Annotated in this window: 11 protein-coding genes, 2 pseudogenes and 2 CRISPR repeat arrays; of the genes and pseudogenes, 2 read left to right on the top strand and 11 right to left on the bottom strand. The window is 41.6% G+C overall.

What is annotated here, in order from left to right:
• A pseudogene (gene istB / locus CCB157_RS04570) lies at nt 1–336 on the top strand (IS21-like element IS5376 family helper ATPase IstB); the annotation flags it as partial.
• A gap of 66 nt (nt 337–402) precedes the next feature.
• Here istB and CCB157_RS04575 read toward each other — a convergent pair.
• The 10 genes and pseudogenes from CCB157_RS04575 to CCB157_RS04625 all read right to left on the bottom strand — a co-directional run.
• Nucleotides 403–588 (bottom strand): annotated as a pseudogene (locus tag CCB157_RS04575) (SDR family oxidoreductase); the annotation flags it as partial.
• Between the two features lie 222 nt (nt 589–810).
• A CRISPR array of direct repeats spans nt 811–7,819; the repeat unit is 30 nt; unit sequence GTTTCAATTCCTCATAGGTAAGATCTAAAC.
• Between the two features lie 172 nt (nt 7,820–7,991).
• Nucleotides 7,992–9,173, bottom strand: a complete 1,182-nt coding sequence (gene cmr6, locus CCB157_RS04580) for a type III-B CRISPR module RAMP protein Cmr6 (RefSeq protein WP_077614751.1) — start codon at nt 9,171–9,173, stop codon at nt 7,992–7,994.
• Between the two features lie 14 nt (nt 9,174–9,187).
• Nucleotides 9,188–9,619, bottom strand: a complete 432-nt coding sequence (gene cmr5, locus CCB157_RS04585; RefSeq protein ID WP_369688658.1) for a type III-B CRISPR module-associated protein Cmr5 — start codon at nt 9,617–9,619, stop codon at nt 9,188–9,190.
• Nucleotides 9,585–10,487 carry a type III-B CRISPR module RAMP protein Cmr4 gene (gene cmr4 / locus CCB157_RS04590; RefSeq protein ID WP_077614753.1) on the bottom strand — a complete coding sequence of 301 codons (903 nt, stop codon included), beginning with the start codon at nt 10,485–10,487 and terminating at the stop codon, nt 9,585–9,587. Before cmr4 ends, cmr5 begins: the two co-directional genes overlap by 35 nt.
• A gap of 2 nt (nt 10,488–10,489) precedes the next feature.
• A complete protein-coding gene (locus tag CCB157_RS04595) occupies nt 10,490–11,611 on the bottom strand; it encodes a type III-B CRISPR module-associated Cmr3 family protein (RefSeq protein WP_077614754.1) in 1,122 nt (373 codons plus the stop codon).
• 1 nt (nt 11,612) lies between these two features.
• On the bottom strand, nt 11,613–13,241 hold the full coding sequence (gene cas10 / locus CCB157_RS04600) for a type III-B CRISPR-associated protein Cas10/Cmr2 (RefSeq protein WP_238594591.1): 1,629 nt from the start codon (nt 13,239–13,241) through the stop codon (nt 11,613–11,615).
• Entirely contained in the window at nt 13,241–14,161 is a 921-nt protein-coding gene (gene cmr1, locus CCB157_RS04605; RefSeq protein WP_077614756.1) for a type III-B CRISPR module RAMP protein Cmr1, read from the bottom strand. Before cmr1 ends, cas10 begins: the two co-directional genes overlap by 1 nt.
• The gene (gene csx2 / locus CCB157_RS04610) at nt 14,142–15,503 is read right to left on the bottom strand and encodes a TIGR02221 family CRISPR-associated protein (protein WP_077614757.1); all 1,362 of its coding nucleotides are present in this window, start codon (nt 15,501–15,503) and stop codon (nt 14,142–14,144) included. The genes cmr1 and csx2 overlap by 20 nt, the downstream gene beginning before the upstream one ends.
• A gap of 5 nt (nt 15,504–15,508) precedes the next feature.
• Nucleotides 15,509–16,705: a putative CRISPR-associated protein gene (locus CCB157_RS04615; protein WP_077614758.1), complete on the bottom strand. Its 1,197-nt coding sequence runs from the start codon at nt 16,703–16,705 to the stop codon at nt 15,509–15,511.
• 852 nt (nt 16,706–17,557) lie between these two features.
• Entirely contained in the window at nt 17,558–18,610 is a 1,053-nt protein-coding gene (locus tag CCB157_RS04625) for a 2,3-butanediol dehydrogenase (protein WP_077614759.1), read from the bottom strand.
• 525 nt (nt 18,611–19,135) lie between these two features.
• A CRISPR array of direct repeats spans nt 19,136–21,917; the repeat unit is 30 nt; unit sequence GTTTCAATTCCTCATAGGTAAGATATAAAC.
• Between the two features lie 115 nt (nt 21,918–22,032).
• Here CCB157_RS04625 and CCB157_RS04630 point away from each other — a divergent pair.
• Nucleotides 22,033–23,195 (top strand): IS3 family transposase gene (locus CCB157_RS04630; protein ID WP_439951305.1). Its coding sequence is split into 2 segments (ribosomal slippage): nt 22,033–22,276 and nt 22,276–23,195, totalling 1,164 coding nucleotides; the frame shifts between segments, so codons are not numbered across the junction.
• Nucleotides 23,196–23,933: 738 nt separating this feature from the next.
• Here the strand turns inward: CCB157_RS04630 and CCB157_RS04635 are convergent.
• The coding region (locus CCB157_RS04635; protein ID WP_143286928.1) for an IS3 family transposase at nt 23,934–24,264 on the bottom strand (331 nt) is incomplete at its 5' end.

Raw genomic sequence — 24,264 nt, forward strand, 5'->3', positions numbered from 1 at the left:
TTAAGAAGAGCCGACCAGGAAGGAAAGCTGGAAAAAAAGCTTCGCATGTTTGTGAAGCCAACCGTTCTCATTATTGATGAAATGGGGTACTTAAAACTGGACCCAAACAGCGCCCATTACTTATTTCAGGTCATCGCCCGTCGGTATGAACATGCCCCGATTATCCTCACCTCCAACAAAAGCTTTGGGGAATGGGGAGAAGTTGTGGGAGACTCGGTATTGGCGACCGCGATGTTAGATCGATTACTGCATCATTCCATCATTTTCAACCTAAAGGGGGAAAGCTATCGATTACGGGAAAAGAGGATCCAACAAGAAAAACAGAAGGATCAATAAGGTCCTTCTGGGGAATTTTAAACCGGCGATTTTGGGGAAAAAATAATCGGCCTTGACATGAACGTTCAAAAGCGATTTTATATTTTCCTCGTCAAGCAATTTTAATAACTTTTGGTAAGACCTTTCTTTTCTTGTTGTAAAAATTAAATTGGCTCCGGCTGCATGCAGTGATTTGGCAACCCCCCATGCCAAACTCCGATTATTAGCCACTCCCATCACGACGATGTTTTTATCTTTCATCAACGTCGACATTTGCTCTCCCCCCGGATTTCAAATCTATTCAATTTTTACTGATTATTTCAGTTATAACACATTACGACAAAAAGACGACAGCGAGGACGTTTCAATTTCCCAAAGGGTAGAGCAAAATAAAAGGCCGCGATTCCTGCGGCCATAACTATTTTTGGTTTTAATCCCCATAGATTAAGATCTAAACGATAATCTTAAAAAAGAAGGGTTTTCCGAGGATCAGATGTTTCAATTCCTCATAGGTAAGATCTAAACATATAGCCCATCGCTATCACCCCTTGATTTTGTTCTCGTTTCAATTCCTCATAGGTAAGATCTAAACTTCTCAAATGGATTGACGAGCATACCCAATGGGTAGAAGTTTCAATTCCTCATAGGTAAGATCTAAACAGGAGCTTGAAAATGGCGACGGCTTACGTTTATGGTGTTTCAATTCCTCATAGGTAAGATCTAAACAATCCTGGACGATATCGATCCGTCCAGCCAGAAAACAAGTTTCAATTCCTCATAGGTAAGATCTAAACCCCACCCGATGATTTTGGTCGGGTCGCTTTCATCCGTGAGTTTCAATTCCTCATAGGTAAGATCTAAACCGAATATCAAAAGTCACCTTTAAAGTTACAGGATTAGTTTCAATTCCTCATAGGTAAGATCTAAACTTGAATATAGCGGCGCCACAAAAGACCTTGGCACTGTTTCAATTCCTCATAGGTAAGATCTAAACATATCTGAACCATTCGGATTATTTATCGTTTGGGAAGTTTCAATTCCTCATAGGTAAGATCTAAACAGCAAGTGTTTTTCATTTGGCATCGTCTTCCTTCACAGTTTCAATTCCTCATAGGTAAGATCTAAACAGCAATCTACCAACGTCGTTGAAGGCAAGGATAAGGAGTTTCAATTCCTCATAGGTAAGATCTAAACGTTCAAGAGGGACGGTCGTCTCGTCACCATAGGCGGTTTCAATTCCTCATAGGTAAGATCTAAACATAACCTCCTTGAATTTATAAAAATTATGTATAAAGTTTCAATTCCTCATAGGTAAGATCTAAACATGGGCGGAACATATCGCCCGCAATGTGGGCACTCAGTTTCAATTCCTCATAGGTAAGATCTAAACTTCACCGTTCTATTTTCACCCTCCTTGTCTGAAATTGTTTCAATTCCTCATAGGTAAGATCTAAACACTATTACGGAAATAATGTGACGCGGGACTTGCTTCAGTTTCAATTCCTCATAGGTAAGATCTAAACACGCGTTCCGGGATGATACCCGGCGCCGGTGGCGTATGTTTCAATTCCTCATAGGTAAGATCTAAACTCCTATTTCTAATCGCCGGACGGGAGGCGATGATTTTGTTTCAATTCCTCATAGGTAAGATCTAAACCCGTTCCTTGACGTCGTCCATCGCCGGGCCAAGCGTGTTTCAATTCCTCATAGGTAAGATCTAAACAAAGGATGGACGGTCACGCTTTTCTACGAAAACCGTGTTTCAATTCCTCATAGGTAAGATCTAAACGCAAAGATAGTCATAGATCATCGCTTCTTGTCCGCGTTTCAATTCCTCATAGGTAAGATCTAAACGGCAAATATTGCGCGAGGAAAGAAACGGCCGAAGTAAGTTTCAATTCCTCATAGGTAAGATCTAAACTCTACATTGCGATGATTCCATCTAATTTTTCCAATAGTTTCAATTCCTCATAGGTAAGATCTAAACTTTGCATAGGCGAACTTATCGCCGATGAGGGAGCTTAGTTTCAATTCCTCATAGGTAAGATCTAAACTGTTCGCCTTTTATGGATAGAACACACATTCCCAAAAGTTTCAATTCCTCATAGGTAAGATCTAAACCTAAACGACAAACAGCTTAATGACCTTATTCGAGCGTGTTTCAATTCCTCATAGGTAAGATCTAAACACCTAGGGGCTACCGCCCCAATGGTCGGCGGAAGCCGGTTTCAATTCCTCATAGGTAAGATCTAAACCTAAACGACAAACAGCTTAATGACCTTATTCGAGCGTGTTTCAATTCCTCATAGGTAAGATCTAAACCATATTCACCATATCAAAGAGTTTTCAAAAGGTGGACGTTTCAATTCCTCATAGGTAAGATCTAAACTGGAACCGCAGGCCATGATCCTAATACTCCCTCCACAGTTTCAATTCCTCATAGGTAAGATCTAAACTGGGAAAGGTTGCAAGTTCTATGATGACTTGCGTTGTTTCAATTCCTCATAGGTAAGATCTAAACGCCCGTGACGATCAGGAAGGCTTTACGGGCGCCGATGTTTCAATTCCTCATAGGTAAGATCTAAACTTTGCAGTCTAACGGTTTCATTTTGCCACCTCCTTGTTTCAATTCCTCATAGGTAAGATCTAAACAAAATTTAGAAGACAAGTTTTTGGCAAGGACATTGCGTTTCAATTCCTCATAGGTAAGATCTAAACGGTTTCTCAAAAGACTTGCTTGATTTTTATAGTCAGGTTTCAATTCCTCATAGGTAAGATCTAAACAAAAATTATGTTAGAGATTATTTCATTTCTGAGATTGTTTCAATTCCTCATAGGTAAGATCTAAACATTGACGGATCTCACGGATCTGTCCCATATTCGGGAGTTTCAATTCCTCATAGGTAAGATCTAAACTATATGAGCCTGGGCGGCCGGGCACATCGGTCTGAAGTTTCAATTCCTCATAGGTAAGATCTAAACCGAAGACGAGTTTACGGATGAAGGCCGGCGGGTCGAGTTTCAATTCCTCATAGGTAAGATCTAAACTCGTCATCCATCCATTCAACGAACTCGGCAAATGATTGTTTCAATTCCTCATAGGTAAGATCTAAACGTACCTTCCACAGAATTATAGTGGCCGTAAATATAGTTTCAATTCCTCATAGGTAAGATCTAAACAGCGGTTGGAGCAGTGTATAGATCGTTTCAATTCGAGTTTCAATTCCTCATAGGTAAGATCTAAACGATGCGTCAGAGGGCGATTTCAGCGACTGGAAAACGTGTTTCAATTCCTCATAGGTAAGATCTAAACACCAAATCGCGCTCAAAGCGAATCAGTCGACAGTGGAGTTTCAATTCCTCATAGGTAAGATCTAAACCCGGGCGGAAGCGAAGGGATTATCTGGGATGGTGGGTTTCAATTCCTCATAGGTAAGATCTAAACCATTTCCTCAAACATAACCGTGAATACATCACGGGAAGTTTCAATTCCTCATAGGTAAGATCTAAACTTCCCCATTTTTGTTGGAATGCCATTTTGATTCAAAGTTTCAATTCCTCATAGGTAAGATCTAAACCCACAATTTCACATCGCTATCCACAACCGCAGATCGGTTTCAATTCCTCATAGGTAAGATCTAAACGATTTCTCAAAAGCAAAAGATCAAGCCTTCCGCGTTGAGTTTCAATTCCTCATAGGTAAGATCTAAACTGAACTTTCGAGATTTGCCCGTCCTGATAGCCGATATGTTTCAATTCCTCATAGGTAAGATCTAAACTACATCGAGCCACAAGGACCAAGCGAAACAAGACGAGTTTCAATTCCTCATAGGTAAGATCTAAACTTGTACATGCCCTTGAAAATGCTGCTGAACACAGATTGTTTCAATTCCTCATAGGTAAGATCTAAACGACGAAAGAGCTTATGAATGAGTTGGCGCAGAGGGAGTTTCAATTCCTCATAGGTAAGATCTAAACTTTCCCCATTTTTGTTGGAATGCCATTTTGATTCAAAGTTTCAATTCCTCATAGGTAAGATCTAAACAAGATAGACAGCAACGACGACCACCCCCCAAAAAAGGTTTCAATTCCTCATAGGTAAGATCTAAACTGGATTGCGGGGAGGTGACGGATGGGTATCGAAAAAGTTTCAATTCCTCATAGGTAAGATCTAAACGAAGTCATCGGCAACATCTATGAAAATCCCGAACTATGTTTCAATTCCTCATAGGTAAGATCTAAACATGGTTCCGGAAAATTCAATATGACCATCCTTGATAGTTTCAATTCCTCATAGGTAAGATCTAAACGCGTGACCCGTATATAACCATTTTTTTCTAGAGTCTCGTTTCAATTCCTCATAGGTAAGATCTAAACTGATCACGCGCGAAGATGTGGCCGAATTTGAGGATGGTTTCAATTCCTCATAGGTAAGATCTAAACCTGATAGAGGATCTCCTGATCCTTCCCGCTTTCGAGTTTCAATTCCTCATAGGTAAGATCTAAACGCTGATAGAGGATCTCCTGATCCTTCCCGCTTTCGAGTTTCAATTCCTCATAGGTAAGATCTAAACTTTGCCGCGACACGTTCGGCGCGCACAAGATCGTGTGTTTCAATTCCTCATAGGTAAGATCTAAACGATGAAAATCAATATTGGCGATGCGCTAACGCCAAGTTTCAATTCCTCATAGGTAAGATCTAAACGCGAAATGGATTTACGTTTAATGAGCGCGGAGAAGGTTTCAATTCCTCATAGGTAAGATCTAAACCTGCTATTTCCACCAGCTTCCCGCCACTCAACAGAGTTTCAATTCCTCATAGGTAAGATCTAAACCAAAGAGCCGTTGAAGATTCATTTTCATTCACCCTCTTGTTTCAATTCCTCATAGGTAAGATCTAAACGCAAAGATGGAAAAACGCTTCCACGAACTGCTTGCAAGTTTCAATTCCTCATAGGTAAGATCTAAACGAGTTTGCGCAATTGGACGCAATAGACGTGGAAAATATGTTTCAATTCCTCATAGGTAAGATCTAAACTTCCTTCGTACGATTCCCCAAGCGGAAAGTGCAGGAGTTTCAATTCCTCATAGGTAAGATCTAAACGGGGGTGAGCAGCGGTGGGCAAGCAGCAACAAAAGAAGTTTCAATTCCTCATAGGTAAGATCTAAACCATTTCCAAAGAATATCTAAGCCGATTAAAAAACGGGTTTCAATTCCTCATAGGTAAGATCTAAACGGGCGTTGGCCCGAATCTGAAAAATGGAATGAGGAAATAGTTTCAATTCCTCATAGGTAAGATCTAAACTCGCTTCATTGCTGGACGATCCGTATTTTTCGCTGAAGTTTCAATTCCTCATAGGTAAGATCTAAACATCGATCGAACCGTTTACAGCGGAATTGAGCGTACCGGTTTCAATTCCTCATAGGTAAGATCTAAACGGGGGTGAGCAGCGGTGGGCAAGCAGCAACAAAAGAAGTTTCAATTCCTCATAGGTAAGATCTAAACTAAACCATTGCACCCATGCCGCTATGCGGGATGCAAGTTTCAATTCCTCATAGGTAAGATCTAAACTTTCATCCATTGAAGTGATGAGTTTGTTTATTTCCGGTTTCAATTCCTCATAGGTAAGATCTAAACCATCGAATATCGGCGCGATGACGAGGAAGGAAGAAAGTTTCAATTCCTCATAGGTAAGATCTAAACGCCATTGTGAACAAGGATCTCGGAGCCAAAACGAAGTTTCAATTCCTCATAGGTAAGATCTAAACTTTGCTAGCATTTTTTAAACCTGTTCAAGTGGTATAGTTTCAATTCCTCATAGGTAAGATCTAAACGCAAAATGAAGAACCTGACACAAGAAGAAATTGCCGAGTTTCAATTCCTCATAGGTAAGATCTAAACACGCTGTACACCGCCCAACCTGAACAAGTTCTTGGGTTTCAATTCCTCATAGGTAAGATCTAAACAGAGTACACCTGGTTCGGTTTCTTTATAGGGTTTGTGTTTCAATTCCTCATAGGTAAGATCTAAACTGGTTACTAATCTAGCGGTGCATTCTATCGGTTGGAGTTTCAATTCCTCATAGGTAAGATCTAAACATCGCCGTGGTCGTATCATAGACCTCAGTCGCCGATTGTTTCAATTCCTCATAGGTAAGATCTAAACGAAAGCGGAACAAATGGCTGGCTTATGATTCCAACGCTGTTTCAATTCCTCATAGGTAAGATCTAAACCGCAGATACATCGGGGATGCGGGACGCGCTGGACGCGAGTTTCAATTCCTCATAGGTAAGATCTAAACAATCGCACACGAACATCATGTGCCATTGTACAAGCTAGGTTTCAATTCCTCATAGGTAAGATCTAAACGAAATAGAGGTCAAACAAAAATTGAATGAGATTAGCAGTTTCAATTCCTCATAGGTAAGATCTAAACTGTCCCGACAATACTAACCAAAAATATAACCAAAAAAGTTTCAATTCCTCATAGGTAAGATCTAAACACTTGTCGAGACGGACGGACCTAACTTGTGTTTCAATGTTTCAATTCCTCATAGGTAAGATCTAAACCAGCAAATGAACAGCAAATGAACACAAACAAGAAAGAGTTTCAATTCCTCATAGGTAAGATCTAAACCGTGGAATGGAAAGTCTCCAACGGGGATCCGGTAGAGTTTCAATTCCTCATAGGTAAGATCTAAACGGTGCTATTACGACGGCAAAAATCGAGGATGCAGCCAGTTTCAATTCCTCATAGGTAAGATCTAAACGATATTTTTGATTGGCTGTTTTCTCTTTGAAAGGAGTTTCAATTCCTCATAGGTAAGATCTAAACCTAGGCGCCGCTAAACCGAGGCGAAAGCGCTCGGTAAGGTAGTTTCAATTCCTCATAGGTAAGATCTAAACCCATCGAATCCAGGAGCTCGAAAAGAAATTAGAAAAGTTTCAATTCCTCATAGGTAAGATCTAAACCTCTTGACGATTCGTTCGCTTTGAGACCAAACGCGTTGTTTCAATTCCTCATAGGTAAGATCTAAACCTGGGACGGAGCATACATGTCCGATGTTGAAGCTGTGTTTCAATTCCTCATAGGTAAGATCTAAACCTTTCCGCTTTTCAATAGCTTTCAGCATGTTGCTGTTTCAATTCCTCATAGGTAAGATCTAAACCTCTTTACAGTTCCGGGCTATACTCGGCTCTCAGAGTTTCAATTCCTCATAGGTAAGATCTAAACCAGGGAGTTTGTCCCTGTCGTCAACTACAAACATAGCAGTTTCAATTCCTCATAGGTAAGATCTAAACGGGAGTTTGTCCCTGTCGTCAACTACAAACATAGCAGTTTCAATTCCTCATAGGTAAGATCTAAACTCGGCAGTGGTCGCCGTCCAGCGTGTAAGCGCTGGAAGTTTCAATTCCTCATAGGTAAGATCTAAACCTATACCACGATATACAAAAGGATGCAATAGAAAAAAGTTTCAATTCCTCATAGGTAAGATCTAAACCCAAAAACTGCTGATATATCAGTATTCTCCAGCGGGGTCCTAAATCCTTCTTTTTAAACAAAAAATTTTTCCTGTTGTAAAAAGCCCAACACACCAAGGATATTTATTAACACAAAATGTCGTCGATCCCCAGGGGTTTTGACGCTACTGGAGATCGACGACACAAATGGATTTATTTACTCAACAAATCTTTTATGTATTGAACCTTTTCATATTGCTTTTTCTGTTTCTTTTTAACGTCCCAATCGCCTGTTTTTTGCCAGTAAACTTTAAGCGCTTCGGCAGCTTTTTGATTTTGCTGTTTTTTCACTTCCGCAAACAATATGGTTTTGCTCTTTTCCCTGTCCTCTGGATGATCTGTTAATCGTTGAATTTCTGCGATCAATCTCTCTTCAGGCGGTAAGTTTGCCAGGCGTTTTTCCTCTTCTATCCGTCGTGCTTCTTCCAGCTTTTTTTCCTGCTCTCGCTTTTCCCTTAAAATTTGCTCTTCTCTATCCCGTTCTAATTGGCGCAAATAACCCAAGAACTCCGTGGAAGTCACATCTTCGATCTCCTTAAAATAACCGTAACCCGCCGCCGTTTTTGAACCGATGCCGATTTCTGCTAGAGCAAATTTTGTCCATTCAGCACATAAATCAATTAGCTCTTCCGCCGAATGTCCGTTTGAATGGCATTCGTCTTTATGCGCTGTCAGGAAAATATCGGCCGATGCTGCTTGAATGGTCCAAAACATAACGGGATTGGGCGCTTGATCATCTGTCGCCGGGTTCGGATTTGACTTGCCATAATATTCTTTAAAGTGCACGGTCAGTATATCAGGTTCCAAGGATAACCCATTAAAAAGAAAGATATCATGAAATTGGACGACACCTCGTCTTGATTGAGTACCAAAAATGAGTCTTCCCGTTTGATGCTGCTCCAATCGACTTTCATCGCCATTACAGAACGCTTGAATAAACCAATGGCGCACTGTCCCCTTCAAACTGGAGGCCGGAATATACGGGATCCCGTAAACCGGATGAAGCGTCAAGGATGTTTCTCGAACATGGCTGCCTCCCAACCCATGAATCAAACGCCCTATCGGCTTACCCTTTAAAAGTCTGACATGATAACGCCTGGATAAATCCGCAAAAGCGCGTCGCCTTTGCGATTCGACGTGTTCAGCGATCTTTTGTAAATCGCGATTTAGAACAATAGGAAATTCCAAATTCTTGAGTTTATAATTGTATGTTTTTTTACTATTGACTTTTGCTCTGAACATTTGATTGTAATGCACATGATACCACAGATGGGCAATGTCATCTTTTTTTGCACGTTTAAAGGCCTCTCTCGTGTCACTCGGATGAAGCTGCATGCCATCCTCTCCCTTTAATCCTCTTTCCTCATCCCATCAACAAATTTCCGCATCCAGTTTAATAGCGCAAGAGCCTCTACGGTGAGCAAACGATATTCCGTGCTTCTTAAGCTCACGACCGTTTCAACAAATTCCGCGTCGCGATCAACAAAATAAGACGGATATTTCAACTTCAACCATTCTGCAAGCTGATCATAGATATACCGATATTCTTTACCTTTTTGATAACAAAAAGCCAAAGCTTGACCGAAACCGTTTACTTGAATGAGAGACGGCATTTTTTTCACATAGGACTGATAGTTATCAAATACATCGCCATGGTGATTGTAAACATCCTTTACACTCTTAAAAGCAAATGCAGCGCGGCCGTTTTCGATGCCAACCCGTTGTTCCGCCATATCCAGGCCCTCCTTACATCCAAATTCTTCTAAACATTCCGCGTCCAAGTGTGCCGTTACCGCCCAATTGAAAGACCTCTGGGAAATTTCCCTCTTCTATCAAATAACGTTCAACATCTTTGAAAGTCTTCATGCTTTCAATACCGTCGCCACGTACGTCACCGATAAAAAGCAAACTATAAAATATGGTTTCCGGCGGAACATTCTCTTCATACCAAAGCGCACCATCACTAACAGTTCCTGTTTCTGTATTTATTTTGATACGCGCATTCACTTCAGTTGAAAGTTTAACGAAATCAGCAAAATCATCATCATCTAACACGACTAGGCGTTCCGTTATATTGATGGAAAGCTTATCTTTAAACAAAAGCGCCAATTTATCCGCTAATTCTTCAGTTTGAGACTGTTTACTCACTGGAAACGTATATTCCTCAAGGACGATTTGACCATTTGACACATATAATCGCTCAGATGAAACCGTGTTTGACTCTGGGACCGGGAGCACAATCTCTTTGTCATAATAAGCCATTTCATCATTAAAACGCTTTAAAACAAACGGACATGTAACCCATGCAAAGACGCCACGCATCGATTTAACCGGAAAAAGTAAAATCCGCGCATCACTCAATGCGATGGCACTCGATTGGGTCTCGTTCGTCTTGTTATCATTTTCGTTCTTTGGCTTTGAGCCAAAAACAAGCTCAAATTTTTTCACTTCATCCGGTTTGTTTTCTTTCTTTCTTTTAACCTCGTTGTCATAACGAATCGCACCCTTCAGGGATGAACTTTCGATTTTCGGAAAACCGGTATGCTTTTCTCGCTGAATCGGTAAATCTACAAGACCAATTTCACTTCCGCTTCCCGCATGTACAGACGTAATGGCATGAAGTAAAAAGGGTCGAACCGTTTTGAACATATTTATTCCTCCTCTTTTTCTGCGCCTGCAATGACTGCAAAACCAAAGCCTTCCTTTTCCCCTACATCGGTTAATTGAAAACCATTGGCAAGCGCAATCACATCATCGATTTGCTCTTTGGCCACCTCAATATAAAGCACGGAACCGGCCGGAACCATCGGCCTGCGCGGTTTCGGCCGACCATAAACAATATCCCAACCTCCGTACCAGCTCGGTCGCCCAATGGCCGCGGTTAAAAGTCTGACTTTTAGCTTACCACCGATCATCAAGTCTTTACCGTCATAACTGCCCGGCCGAGATCCTTGCGACCAAATGGCTGGGCTTAATAATATTATTTTGGCGATTCGCGTGCGCCGGATGGTTTCAGCCAATTTGCCAACTTCAGCATCCGTCCAAAATGAAAATTTTTCCTCAGATTGTTCTACGATCCACGGGCGGTTTTCTCCGCCTAAACGAGCAAACTTTATTGAAGAAAAATCCGGTGCGGATGGCGTGTAAACGACAAAAGCCCCTTCACCTTTAAACCGCCATTTTACCATGCGGTAGAGATAGTGTTCTCGCGTAGTACGTGCCCGATAATCCAGCGCAATGCCCGCTTTTGCCTCGCCCGCCAAAAAATCGGCGGGTGTCAACAACTCCGTCATAGGTTGGCGATTGAATACAGCTTTTCGCCAATGTTCCGCAGCCACATATTTGTCCGATATCCCTTTTGATTTTGCTTGGGTTGTTGCGAACAGTCGCCATTCTGTTGGGTGAGATGAAGGATGACTATCCTTTCTAAGTTGAAGCGGTCTTGCGACGACCACACCGGATTCTTCTACGACCTGATAATCTGCCGGGACGGGAAGTAACAAAGACCCGTTATGCTTCAGCCCGCAAAACGAAATATGAAAATCTCCGTGTTCATTCGGCGTTCCCATCCACCTTTTTACTACTTCATCCTTTTGCTCCATGAAATCGGAAAACCGGCTATGTTCATGAATGTATGCTGATCGCAATGCACCGTAAATGGTATTCGGTCTCGGAGGGAAAAGGCCTTCCATTTCTGTATCATTTCCGGATTCTGTCACTTGATGGTTTTTGAAGAAAAACGTATCGATCGGTTTTAAAGTCAATATCTTCATGTTATTCCCCCTCCGATCGTGTAAAGAACGTTAATATTTTTAAAAGATGCAAGAAGTCCTGGCTGGCCCGCATGGCATCGTGCAGTTTTAGCAATCCCTCCACATGGTTATCGAGCCCTTCAATCTTCTTGCCCTCTTTGACGGAGCGTTGCAACAATCGGCGCAATTCAATTTTAAGCATGTCCCGGTCCCGCAATTTTTGATATTTTTCATTGTCTTGGTGCAAGAGGGGTCGAAAAGCTTCCATAAAGTTAAAAATGAAATTATTTGATAGTTTTTCATTAAGTAGCCCAATAAAATCAAGCATTAACGAAATCGTATCCGACGATTCAATTTCCCAGGGCAACACCGTTTGCGAGATTTCACCGGATCGTGTGTGAACAGCTAGGGCCAAAGCATTTTTTTCCATACCCGTGACAGGATTTTTGTACGCTTTTGCCAGGTTTTCCAAGTGACGAACCGCTCTCAGCAACCCTTGTAACGGAGTTTTCTTATGGCCGATGATCAGGCCGACGCATGCGGTCGCTTTTTCATCCAATCCTTTCTTGGGGTCGCTGAATGTAAACCGGAGCTTATGGGCAATGGACAATGCGGCATCCACAGGCAAGAAAGCAAGTACATCGTCGCCGCCTGCATATACGAGACGCGCGTCACGGACGCTTTCAACAATCTCAGGGACCTCTTCACGAGAAAAATGAGCTAACCTCTCACTGATTTGCCCGTATACTTCTTTAGTTCCCCGTGAAAACCGCTCACCCATACGGTCGCCATCCATAAGAAGGATGGCATAATAGGAACGATTCCCGATCTCCACTACGGATTTAAATCGCGGGAAAAACGCGACGCTTTTATTTTGCTCCGTAAAATAATCCCACGCGGTTCTTTTGGCCAGACATATGCCGCATAAAAATTCATTGTCTTTAATGCGGCCGCTTTTATTGTAAGTTTCATCTTCATCATTCTTTGATTTATAATGTGACGAACGCCGGTTCCATGTTTCGTTCATTTTTCTTTTCAAGTCGCCATAACGGTCATTCTTGTCCATTTCACTAAGGCAAAGCGCCTCGTGTTCTTTGCATACGCTGCACGTCAACCCAAAATGAACCGTTCCTGAAAAACGTTTGTCATTTTTCATCGCACCCAAGCGTTCTTCGGCCCGATTACGTATGACAGTAAATGATTCGGAGTCACCGTAAGGTTCGGCTACCCAATATATTTCGAGATAGTTTTCCGCCTGTCGAATCGCCTTTTTTTTCAAAACATCACGGTCGTTTTGGGAGAGTGAATCAAACACGCGGTCCACGGCATATTGGCATAAATGGAAAAACGCCTCTCTTGTATGCTGCTCCGTTTTTTGCATGACCTCCCCGATGTCTTGGCCGTTTTTGTGAACAACGGCGGTAAAGCGGTTCGGAAGCGAGGCCACGTGCCGGTATCCATTGCCGGTTTCCTTAATGCGTTTGGGGTAGACAAACTCACAATCCGGATCAAGAGTTTGTAAATATTCCATTGCCTTTGCAACCATATGTGACAATATGTAGCTTCCGCTCCAAAAATCTTCGGTTTTTCTCGCAGCGGCGATAAAGGATTGTACCGGCCCCACCGTAAAAATGACAAGATACTTTTGCATCATACACTCACCCCGACCGATTTTAAAAACATTGTACGATCGTGCTCATAAGAAGGACCCTGATACCTTTCATCCGCCGCGGCGACTTCGGTGACAATCGGATAATAGAGATTGCCGATTCTTCTCACGGTGCACCAAAGGGGGGAAGCGAAACGCTTCTGGTTTCCCATACCTGCTGATCCTAAATGGCCGTTGCGATTGGCATGGTGGGAGGCTTTCCCAAATGCCTGTACCACCTCATCCGCTGTGTCCATTCCTTTACCAATCCAAACCGAATGAATGACGGGATGTTTGGAGGCAGGGGGATGCTTTCTTTTCAAAATACAGAACTTATCGGGCATAAACTCGAACCGCTCCGCTACCTTTAATTTTTCTAAAATATTTTTGAGCGATTGCGCAAACGACGAAACTTCCGTCCATTCATGTTCCGCTAATTGACAAGCACCAAATCCCCGCCTTGCCCGTTGCCCCATGCCTGTTAGATGTAACATATATTGAAAATAGGAGTCGTAGGCTTTCAGCTGATCCGCGTTCGTTCGTAAGGTTTGCATAATTAGCGAAATATGATTACCCTTGCTGATAGCCGGCACAAGAGGAACCTTTTCGGAACGAGGCTTATGGGGCAAAATATTTACTTTAGCAGTTTCCTCATACCTCTCCATTATGAAAAAGGTGACGGGTGACTTTCTTGGATTCAACGTTCCACCAAACATATCTTCTTCTTTTTTTAGAAGTTCGCTCGGTTGCGGTTCGTCTTGTAATGTTCGCCACCAATATCTTAAAAGACCCTTCAATGAGGGGATACGAAACTCCGCCACTTTTCTCGGCGACGCCCCGTGCATGGCCATCGACGTCACCAGATCCAATGAATAATGTTGGCGTACGACCGCCGAAGGCTTTTCAATGCCTTGATGTTCCATCCTCCGGTCTCCTTTCTCCTGTTTTTGATTTAATGATTTCGTCCATTTTCCGGAAGAAGGGCTCCAGTTTTTCAATATTATCTTTTAATTTTTGATACAATCGTTGGGACGAAAAGACGTTTTTACCTGTTCCCGCATGGTTGATATCATTTCGATATTCTGTGAGTTCGCTAAACGGTTTAAGTAAATCCCGAAAAGGTTTTATTTGTTCTATGACTTTCTCAACAAACTGAACATCCCGAACACGCCATTTTTCTCTTGGAATATCTTTTAAAAGGATGGTTATCGCTGATGCTACATCCCTTCGTTTATCGGTATTACTCCAATCAATATCCAAAACGTAACAAAGTGCCGTAATGCAATTCTCTTGAAGTAGCGTCAACCCCGGCTGAATCAGTCCGTTTTCTTCACACCACTTAGCCATGTTCAAAAAATTTTTGGATTTGTCATTAAAAAATCTTTCATATTTCCTATGGATTTCATCAAAAAGCGGGGAAAATGGCTTGATCGGGGACGCTTCCAGCTTCTGCACTTTTTGCAATTGATCGCGTAATGCCCGGATTTCGCCTATGATTTGTAAACTTCGGGATGTTTGGAAGGCCTTGCCGACCTTATCCAAACTTTTAGCAAGCCGCCGCCACTCCGTCACCTGTGCTTTTTCGTCTTTTCCAATTGAATCATCTCTATGGAAAGCCGCTGCTTCTCGTTCTGTTAATTCTTTGATCAACGAGGCATCACCCGTACGGATAAATTGATCAACGCCATTTGTCCAATCGAACAACGCCACCATGTTGGTCATGTCAACGATCGGTGCGAGCCGTTCTTCAGCGGATTTATTATTAATCTCATCAGGCCTGCCCAGTTTTTCAAACCACCCATACATCACCTTTCCGATCTTGGCTTTTTTTACCAATCTTGCATAATTTAAAATAATCAAAGCCATAAACGGTATCGAACGGAAGCTATGGGTGATGTCAAAGTAGATTTCATCTCCATCCTGGATTTCTGACATGACTTTATCAAATAAGAGCCAGTTGGATGATTCATCCAATGAGTCAGCAATATCCACCAACTTGATGGATGCGTCTGGAGCGATGCGTTTAAATGCGGATTTTAGTCCCTCCAACGGTTTGCCATCTTTGCTGATGGAGTCACACCAATTTTTCCGTTTGGCTTGTTCGGTGACGAGCAGAAGGACTTCCAAAGGTTCCGTGCTATTTAAAAATTCATAGAGCGCGGTTTGCACAAAGCGGGTGTAGGAGGACCTTTTGCCTTGCCACACATAGTAACATGCTTCGTATTCAGTCAAGCCCAAAAAGGACAGCAAAATTTTTCGCGACATGCGCCTCACTCCGCAACACTCATTAATTGTTCGGTAATATCCAGTACGTCCGGTTGTTCGGTATAAATCCCTTGACCCATTGCCGCTTCACGCTCATAGCGATCATGATTCAACCACAAGTAATTGGCGTAGAGGGTATCCTCCCTGTCATCGTAGCGATAGGCAAGCCGAAAGGCCGTTTGCCCTCCGCTCGCCCCCTTATATAAATGGAATTGGACTCTTTGTGAATCGATCGAGGAAAATTGTCTTTCGTGGAACAAATCATCATTATATGCTTCGTCATGTTTCAATTTCTTGACTAATTCGCGCATCTGTTGGCCGATAAAGAGCGATTGGTGCCGGTTTTGTTTGATAAACTCCCGAACCTGCCTCGACGCAAAATATTTAGTATTGAATATATGTTCATATTTTGTACGTTCAAATAAAAACTGGCCAAACGGGCTCAAAGAAACAAAACCTTCTTCCCGATGAAACAGCGAAGGATAACGATCAATTAAACGCCGTTCAACAGCAGTCAAACCATTGAAATCGATATAATCTTTTTGACACTTTCGAAGAAGTCCGGCGTGTTCATGGACAAATTGTTCGTTTATATCCAAAGGGATCGGGGGGATTTCGTGTAGCACTTGATGATCTTCGTGCAGGTAGGCGGTCGGATAATTCAAAAAGGAACCCACAATATAGCCGAAAGATGTCATCACTTTATATCCGCCTAGCGGAGCGAAACAGGTAGAATTCGGTTCGCCCTGCTGCAACGCTTCACTGAGCCTGTACATATAATCCCCTATTGAGGCATTCAGGGCATGCGGATCACGAACATTAATGTCGACATATAAAACCTTTACATTCGCTTTGAAATCCCTTTCAAAAACATCGGTCAATAATTTTTCCGCAGCCAACCCACCCGCGGTTTCCGTAAAAATTAAAATGAAGGTCGGGTTTTTCGAAAGCTTATTTCTCTTCCTTAGAGTATATACTGTCGAATATTCCGCAGAGACACGATTAGGCATTTCCTGTGTTTTATATGCCATACGTTTGGCTTCTTTCACCCAATTTTCAATAGCGGTAACCACTTCTTTGGTTAAACGTTTTTCTTGCAAAGAAACCGGAAACTTAGGTATTTTTTCATTATATGTCGAAAAAACGTTTGATTTTCCGGTAAAAAGAGAAACCCCGCAAGTCATGACGACGGTATGATACATATTCCTACTCCTTACTATCCTTTTTGCAGAACTGTCAAAACTATTTTACTGCAATCAATAATATTCCTTCAATACCAAAAGTAGGTTAACAATTGAATATTTTTTAAAAAGCACTCTTTAACCATCGATTAACCAAAACTCTATCAAACTCGGCCATGTGGATAGCCGATGATGCTTTTTGTTAAATTAAAGAATTTGAGAGTCAATTCGATTTTTTCGTGTAAACAAAATGACGATATTTGTGAGTGGTTGAGGAACAATGGCCAGAAGAATAACTAGGCGCTCTCTAAGCGTATTCGCCTCATTGTAAAAGTGGACCACGGTTGTCTGAACGCGCGCTTTATGCTCTTCTTTTCCTCACGTGCCTTCAATCAAAACCGCCTTGTTCGAAAAGCGAAAAGTGTCTGTTTACAGCCAACAAATTTCTGTTAAAGTTTAACTAATTATTTAGTTAGTTATATAAAAAGAGGATGACCGTCACCCAGAACCAATGGTGAAGAAAGTAGACGACGGTTGCTCCAAACGACCGAAGCATTGTTTAGGGCAAAAGGATTTGATCGTTCCAAAATCAGCGAAATCGTAGCACAAGTGAATATCCGCCCGGCGTGCTCACCGCCATCATTCTGGTGTTTCCTTATTCTTTTTATGCCTACTATCGACTGCTGAGAGAGCACATTATTAGCGGAACCGAAATTTTCTGGAGCCTCATCGGAGCGATCCTCATTCTGCCGATTCTGTTTCTTTTTCTGGTTTATGAAAGAAATAAAGCGACAAAAACGAGTTATAGGCTGTAATCATTGAAAAAGGGATGAATCCAAGATGGATCATCCCTTCAGCCGCTGCTTTCCACTTTTATTCAGGTTTGACCAAAATTTTCACTTGGTCTTTTTCTTTCATCAGCGTTTCAAATCCTTCTGTGACGATATCATCCAGCTGAATCCGTTTGGTGACGAGTTTTTCCGCTTGGAAATAGCCTCGTTTCATCAATTCCATGACGGCGGGGAAAATGTCGCGGTACGCGATGATGCCTTTCACAGTTCTTTCTTTCAACACGAGATTATTCGGTTGAATGCCGGCTTCTTTTTCCCAAATGCTGACGATTACCGTTTCCCCTTCGATAGTGGTGCTGTCGATTGCTTGTTGTAATACCGCCGGCACTCCCGTCACTTCAAACGCGACATCGACGCCGCCATCGGTCAGTTCAATCAGCTTTTGGACCGGATCTTCTTCTTTCGGATTGATGGTCGCGGTAGCGCCAAGTTCTTTGGCTTTTTGCAAACGTTCTTCGGAGACTTCAACCGCATAAATTTCCGCCGCGCCCGCAGCTTTTAATGCCTCAATCACAAGCAGGCCGATAGGACCCGTGCCAAAAACGGCGGCCTTATCACCGGGTTTGATTTTGCTCAATCGCACCGCATGCAAAGCCACAGCCGCCGGCTCCACAAGTGCGCCTTGTTCAAAGGAAAGGCCTTCCGGCATTTTGTGAACCATATATTCATCAACGACGGTATATTCCGAGAATCCGCCGCCTCCGCCGGATAACCCGTGGAAACCTAAATTCTCGCAGAGATTGTATTTGCCTTTTTTACAAGCCGGGCATGTTCCGCAGCGCAGAATCGGCTCAATAACGACCGGGTCTCCAACTTTAACCTTGGTGACGCCCTCGCCGACCTCGACGACTCGTCCGCAAAATTCGTGGCCCATAATAATCGGAGCAATGTCCTTGCTGATCGGGTGAGGCGCTTTGACCGGCACAAAAATGGGCCCGGCGGCGTACTCATGCAAATCGCTCCCGCAGATGCCAGCCCATTCAACTTTTATTTTTACTTTCCCCTTCTCTACTTTAGGCTCTTCCACTTCTTCGACGCGAATGTCTCTGGCGTTATACCACCGTGCGGCTTTCATGAAGATTCTCCTTCCAATATTTTCATTAATCCAGATTAATAAAAGATGAAGAACGGCGAGTCAAACGTCTCAAAAAGAACGGGCTTTTTTGTTTTCTGTCGACCAAACATATGTCTTAGAGATCATTCATGTGGCCCAGTAAGAGGTTTTTCACATCCCTCGAAGATGATGTGGACACTTACTCATGTTTCTAATATGAAAATACAAAATTTACTGCTGATCACGCAGTGACATATATCACATCTGCATTATTTTCTCGAAAAGATTTGGACAGTTCTTTATCTGACGATTGATTTCCATAAAAGGGATTTAGAGGAAGCGCTGAACGTTTCTATCATCCGGAGAGCTAATATGGTTCACATCAAAAAGCGCAGTACCGAGCGAAGGAGGAAACGCAATGGAGCTTTCCATCCTGATAGGGAAAATTTGGACGGTCAATAGCCAGACGAATATATAAGCTGAAGCTCTGATTTCAGGCAAGAACAAAACGAAAAAGCGCCCCAAAAAGGACGCGCAGATAAATGAGTTTTAACTCATTATAGGTAAGATCTAAACGGTCAGAAACCGTAAAAGTGGTTAGGGAAAATCCGTAGTTTCAATTCCTCATAGGTAAGATATAAACAAGGCGGCTGAAAAATAATGACAGTTATGATTAATTGTTTCAATTCCTCATAGGTAAGATATAAACCTTGAAAGGTGGTGATCTTTTGAGATGGTTTCAACGGCGTTTCAATTCCTCATAGGTAAGATATAAACGGATAAAGTCGCCGTTCGCGTTTTTTGACGGCACGAAGTTTCAATTCCTCATAGGTAAGATATAAACTGGCGGAACGCGCTTCAGTATGATTATGAAGAAGCAGTTTCAATTCCTCATAGAAAGGGGAATCTGTTTCAATTCCTCATAGGTAAGATATAAACGAGCATGATTATTCGGGATTTGTGGACATTGATGTCCTTTGTTTCAATTCCTCATAGGTAAGATATAAACTCGTTTGAGGGCTTTTTTATTTGCTTTTAAAAAATGTTTCAATTCCTCATAGGTAAGATATAAACGTGAATGTCTCGTCTGACTGAACTTGCAGGCAAATCGGTTTCAATTCCTCATAGGTAAGATATAAACGCTTTGGGGAGACCCTTGTTATACGTTCTTTCCTAGTAGTTTCAATTCCTCATAGGTAAGATATAAACATGGGAAGACGGTTGTTGAAAAAGTTGACTTAGTGAGTTTCAATTCCTCATAGGTAAGATATAAACTGTATTGTGACTGTTCCATTGCTAGTGCTGTTAGAAAGTTTCAATTCCTCATAGGTAAGATATAAACGCTCGGCGATTTCAAGAACTCCGGTAAGGTTCTCGGGTTTCAATTCCTCATAGGTAAGATATAAACACGAAAGATAAATTTGACATGGAAAAAGGCATTGACGAGTTTCAATTCCTCATAGGTAAGATATAAACACGACAATCCTCGATGCATATACATGGTTGTTGTTTGAGTTTCAATTCCTCATAGGTAAGATATAAACCAAGAGATGGTGCTATTAAAGCCGCAAATGAAAAATAGTTTCAATTCCTCATAGGTAAGATATAAACAGCAATGAAAACAACGGGAATGTTGCGCGGATTCGAGTTTCAATTCCTCATAGGTAAGATATAAACTTTTCGATGTTATCGATCAGATAGATGATTATAAAAGTTTCAATTCCTCATAGGTAAGATATAAACGTAGACGTGGGTGATTATTCGATCACCCATAAATAGTTTCAATTCCTCATAGGTAAGATATAAACCGTTTAATTGCTCAATATTTGCCGCGGAGTTACTAAGTTTCAATTCCTCATAGGTAAGATATAAACGGTTGTTTGGGGAAGCGAGCAGATTGATTTTACCGAGTTTCAATTCCTCATAGGTAAGATATAAACGTGGGAAGCCGACATTGAATGTGACGTCCGGTTCTGTTTCAATTCCTCATAGGTAAGATATAAACTGTAGCAGAACTAACAAGCGGGTATCTGCGAATCAAGTTTCAATTCCTCATAGGTAAGATATAAACCGGCAATTTCACACCATCGTAAATCCAAACGGCATTGTTTCAATTCCTCATAGGTAAGATATAAACACGGTCTCATCGACCGTCTGAGATTCCCCGGCGACTAGTTTCAATTCCTCATAGGTAAGATATAAACGTCAATTTTCCGGCACACGCCGATTTGACGTTGTGGTTTCAATTCCTCATAGGTAAGATATAAACATATTCCTCTATAACGCCGCGAAAGTCGTCTTCTGTGTTTCAATTCCTCATAGGTAAGATATAAACTTGCAACCAAATTGTCGATGCGGGCATTCGTCGCGTGTTTCAATTCCTCATAGGTAAGATATAAACAATATCCCCAATACAAGGATTATGGCGGTCGAGGAAGTTTCAATTCCTCATAGGTAAGATATAAACGGCGCGAACGGGAGAATGACAATATTCAAAGGTTGCTGTTTCAATTCCTCATAGGTAAGATATAAACTCCAAATCAAGAAGGTAGACGCAGTTTCAATTCCTCATAGGTAAGATATAAACTGAAGCTGGACAAATACACTATAGGATTGTTTAAAGCGCGTTTCAATTCCTCATAGGTAAGATATAAACGGTCGAATGACCAAGAGCCGAGGATTGGGGCGCTCAGTTTCAATTCCTCATAGGTAAGATATAAACAATGTACCAAAATAGCATACAGAATGCAAGAGAAAAAAGTTTCAATTCCTCATAGGTAAGATATAAACCTAATGTAAAGCGATACAGTATATGTCTGACCAATGAGTTTCAATTCCTCATAGGTAAGATATAAACCCACGAAAGCAGAAATCGAAATCGTGAAAGTACAGAATGGTTTCAATTCCTCATAGGTAAGATATAAACGTTGGATTGCGGGGAGGTGACGGATGGGTATCGAAAAAGTTTCAATTCCTCATAGGTAAGATATAAACTCAACGACGGTAATTTGACCTGTGGCAACGATGGCCAGTTTCAATTCCTCATAGGTAAGATATAAACCTATAGATATTTGTCAATTGAAGCTCGAAATTGGAAAGTTTCAATTCCTCATAGGTAAGATATAAACTTTTCATCATCTTTTCTGGAAAATTCAATTACATTCGGTTTCAATTCCTCATAGGTAAGATATAAACTTTGCGACTTCGTATAGACGTTTGCCGCATCTGCTTTGTTTCAATTCCTCATAGGTAAGATATAAACCATGCAGTTAGCGGCTGATGCGCGTAATAAATACCAGTTTCAATTCCTCATAGGTAAGATATAAACAGGATATTTTTGATTGGCTGTTTTCTCTTTGAAAGGAGTTTCAATTCTGATGCTAGTATAGTTTCATGGACACCCTTTAGTGAAATATAATATTAACGAAGGGATGTGTCCTGATATGGGTAACACAAGCGAAAAACGTAAAAGTTATAATGCTGAATTTAAAGAAATGGTGGTTGAGCTTTATCAAACTGGAACACCAGTAAAACAGATCTGCAGCGAATATGGCCTGTCTGAAACGACAATCTACAAATGGATCAGAAAACAAAAACCGGTTAAGCTGGATGACGGGAGCTCTTTTACCCCAGAAGAATTTCTGAACCTGCAAAAAGAATTGCACCGGCTGAAAGAGGAAAACGAAATCTTAAAAAAAGCTATGGCCATATTCGCAAAGAAGTAGATCAAACCACTGTTATATCCATGATTGACGAGATAAGAGCCAAACACCATTATGACCTTAAAACCATGTGTACGGTCCTTGGCGTGCCGAGAAGTACCTACTATCAATCCAAACAAAAAAAAGAGTCAAAAACAAAACGGGAAAACCGGGAGTTGACAGACAGAATACGAAAAATCCATACGGAAAGCAAGCAGAGGTACGGAGCGCCGAAGATCCGCCATATGCTTGAAAAAGAAGGGCTCAAAGTCAGCCTGAAACGGGTTCAGCGTTTGATGAAGGCTGCAGGCATTTATTCCATTATCAGAAAAAAGTACCGTCCCCATTCCAATAAGGGCAAGATGGAAGAACACGATAACCTGCTGAACCAGGACTTCTCAACGACAACCATCAACGAGAAATGGGTTACGGATATTACGTACATTCATACTTTGAGAGACGGTTGGTGCTACCTGGCTTCCGTAATGGATTTACATTCCAGAAAGATTGTCGGTTACGCTTTTGACCGCCACATGACGACTGAACTGGCTTTAAAGGCAGTAGAAAACGCTTATCAGGCACAACGTCCAGGTCCGGGATTGATCTTGCATTCTGATTTGGGATCCCAGTATACAAGCGAGAAATTTGCAGAATACATGGAAAAGAAGCAGTTCAAACACTCCTTCAGTAAAAAAGGTTGCCCATACGATAACGCCTGCATTGAGTCTTTCCATGCAATTCTGAAAAAGGAAGAGATCTACAGAGTCAACTATTTGAACTTTCAAGCTGCCAGAAGAGCCTTATTCGAATTTATAGAAGGCTGGTACAATCGGAAACGGATTCATAGCTGCTTGGGCTATATGACGCCACAAGAAACAGAAGACAGTATCAAAGGGGCAGCGTAGTGCTCTTCACAATTTTACAAGCATCCGCTTTACATGGAGTGGCGGGTGTGGCAGGCTTGTTTGCCATGCGAAAGAAATCATTGCCCCTTTCGCCCTTCGCATAACACCACGCCCGCAGAGGCTCCATGTCAAGCGACCAGCGATGTCATGAAAAATATGGCATGAGATCAAAATTAAATTTCACTTATTGGTGTCCAAAATATTGACTTAAATCCAGTTGAATTCTTTTAGTGGAGAGGTATTTAAAATATGAAGGACACGCATAAAGGTGTTTGCTTGTAATCAAATCTTGGTTATAAACGCATACATCAACCGGTTTTAAAAGACCAGACCGTCGCCAAGCTGTAATATGCCAGTCAATCTCTCAGTGAGATCTTTTTCAACATAAAGTATTCAATACCCTTTAAAATAAAAAAGGGAGTGTTTAAATAACACCCCTTCTTTCTATCTATTTTTCATCTTGTCGATAAAATTTATAACCGTCGACGCTATGATGACCGCTAAAATGCCGCTCCAAATATATAAATTTAATTTTTTGGGAAGAAATTTCAAAACCCATATAGATGCCATAATGGTGACAATGGCAAGATACTTCAACCTATCCTCGTATTCAAACTTCTTTAGATTGAAATAACGATGATGTAACCTATCGGTGGAGTGACAAGACAAAAAAAATATAAGGAACCTTTTCTTAAATGGTCAAGACCCAAAAAAGTAGACACGTAAAAAACACCCTTGTTAAGCTGTTTTCTGACGCCTGTATTCAACAGGCGTCAATCTATTTAACTTCAATTGAATCCGCTCCTCATTGTAAAAGAAAATATAGTTGTGAATTAAGTTTTGTGCTTGGTTACAATGTTGTATATCATAGGGATAGAGAGCTTCTGTTTTTAAGTGGGAAAAGAAGCTTTCCATGGCGGCATTGTCCAAGCAGTTGCCTTTTCGAGACATGCTGGGACGAATGCCGAATTGATTCAGCAAGTGATGATATTCATAGGATGTGTACTGGAATCCTCGGTCACTATGAAGAATGGTTCCAGTAACATCCATTCTTTTTTCTACAGCTTTA

This window comes from Caenibacillus caldisaponilyticus, assembly GCF_002003465.1.
Classification (GTDB): Bacteria; Bacillota; Bacilli; order Bacillales; family Sporolactobacillaceae; genus Caenibacillus; species Caenibacillus caldisaponilyticus.

What these genes read in the sequence shown, in the direction of transcription:
- cmr6 (WP_077614751.1), bottom strand. Translation starts at nt 9,173, where the DNA reads ATGCAGCTTCATCCGAGTGACACGAGAGAGGCCTTTAAACGTGCAAAA.
- cmr4 (WP_077614753.1), bottom strand. Translation starts at nt 10,487, where the DNA reads ATGTTCAAAACGGTTCGACCCTTTTTACTTCATGCCATTACGTCTGTA.
- CCB157_RS04595 (WP_077614754.1), bottom strand. Translation starts at nt 11,611, where the DNA reads ATGAAGATATTGACTTTAAAACCGATCGATACGTTTTTCTTCAAAAAC.
- cas10 (WP_238594591.1), bottom strand. Translation starts at nt 13,241, where the DNA reads ATGCAAAAGTATCTTGTCATTTTTACGGTGGGGCCGGTACAATCCTTT.
- cmr1 (WP_077614756.1), bottom strand. Translation starts at nt 14,161, where the DNA reads ATGGAACATCAAGGCATTGAAAAGCCTTCGGCGGTCGTACGCCAACAT.
- csx2 (WP_077614757.1), bottom strand. Translation starts at nt 15,503, where the DNA reads ATGTCGCGAAAAATTTTGCTGTCCTTTTTGGGCTTGACTGAATACGAA.
- CCB157_RS04615 (WP_077614758.1), bottom strand. Translation starts at nt 16,705, where the DNA reads ATGTATCATACCGTCGTCATGACTTGCGGGGTTTCTCTTTTTACCGGA.
- CCB157_RS04625 (WP_077614759.1), bottom strand. Translation starts at nt 18,610, where the DNA reads ATGAAAGCCGCACGGTGGTATAACGCCAGAGACATTCGCGTCGAAGAA.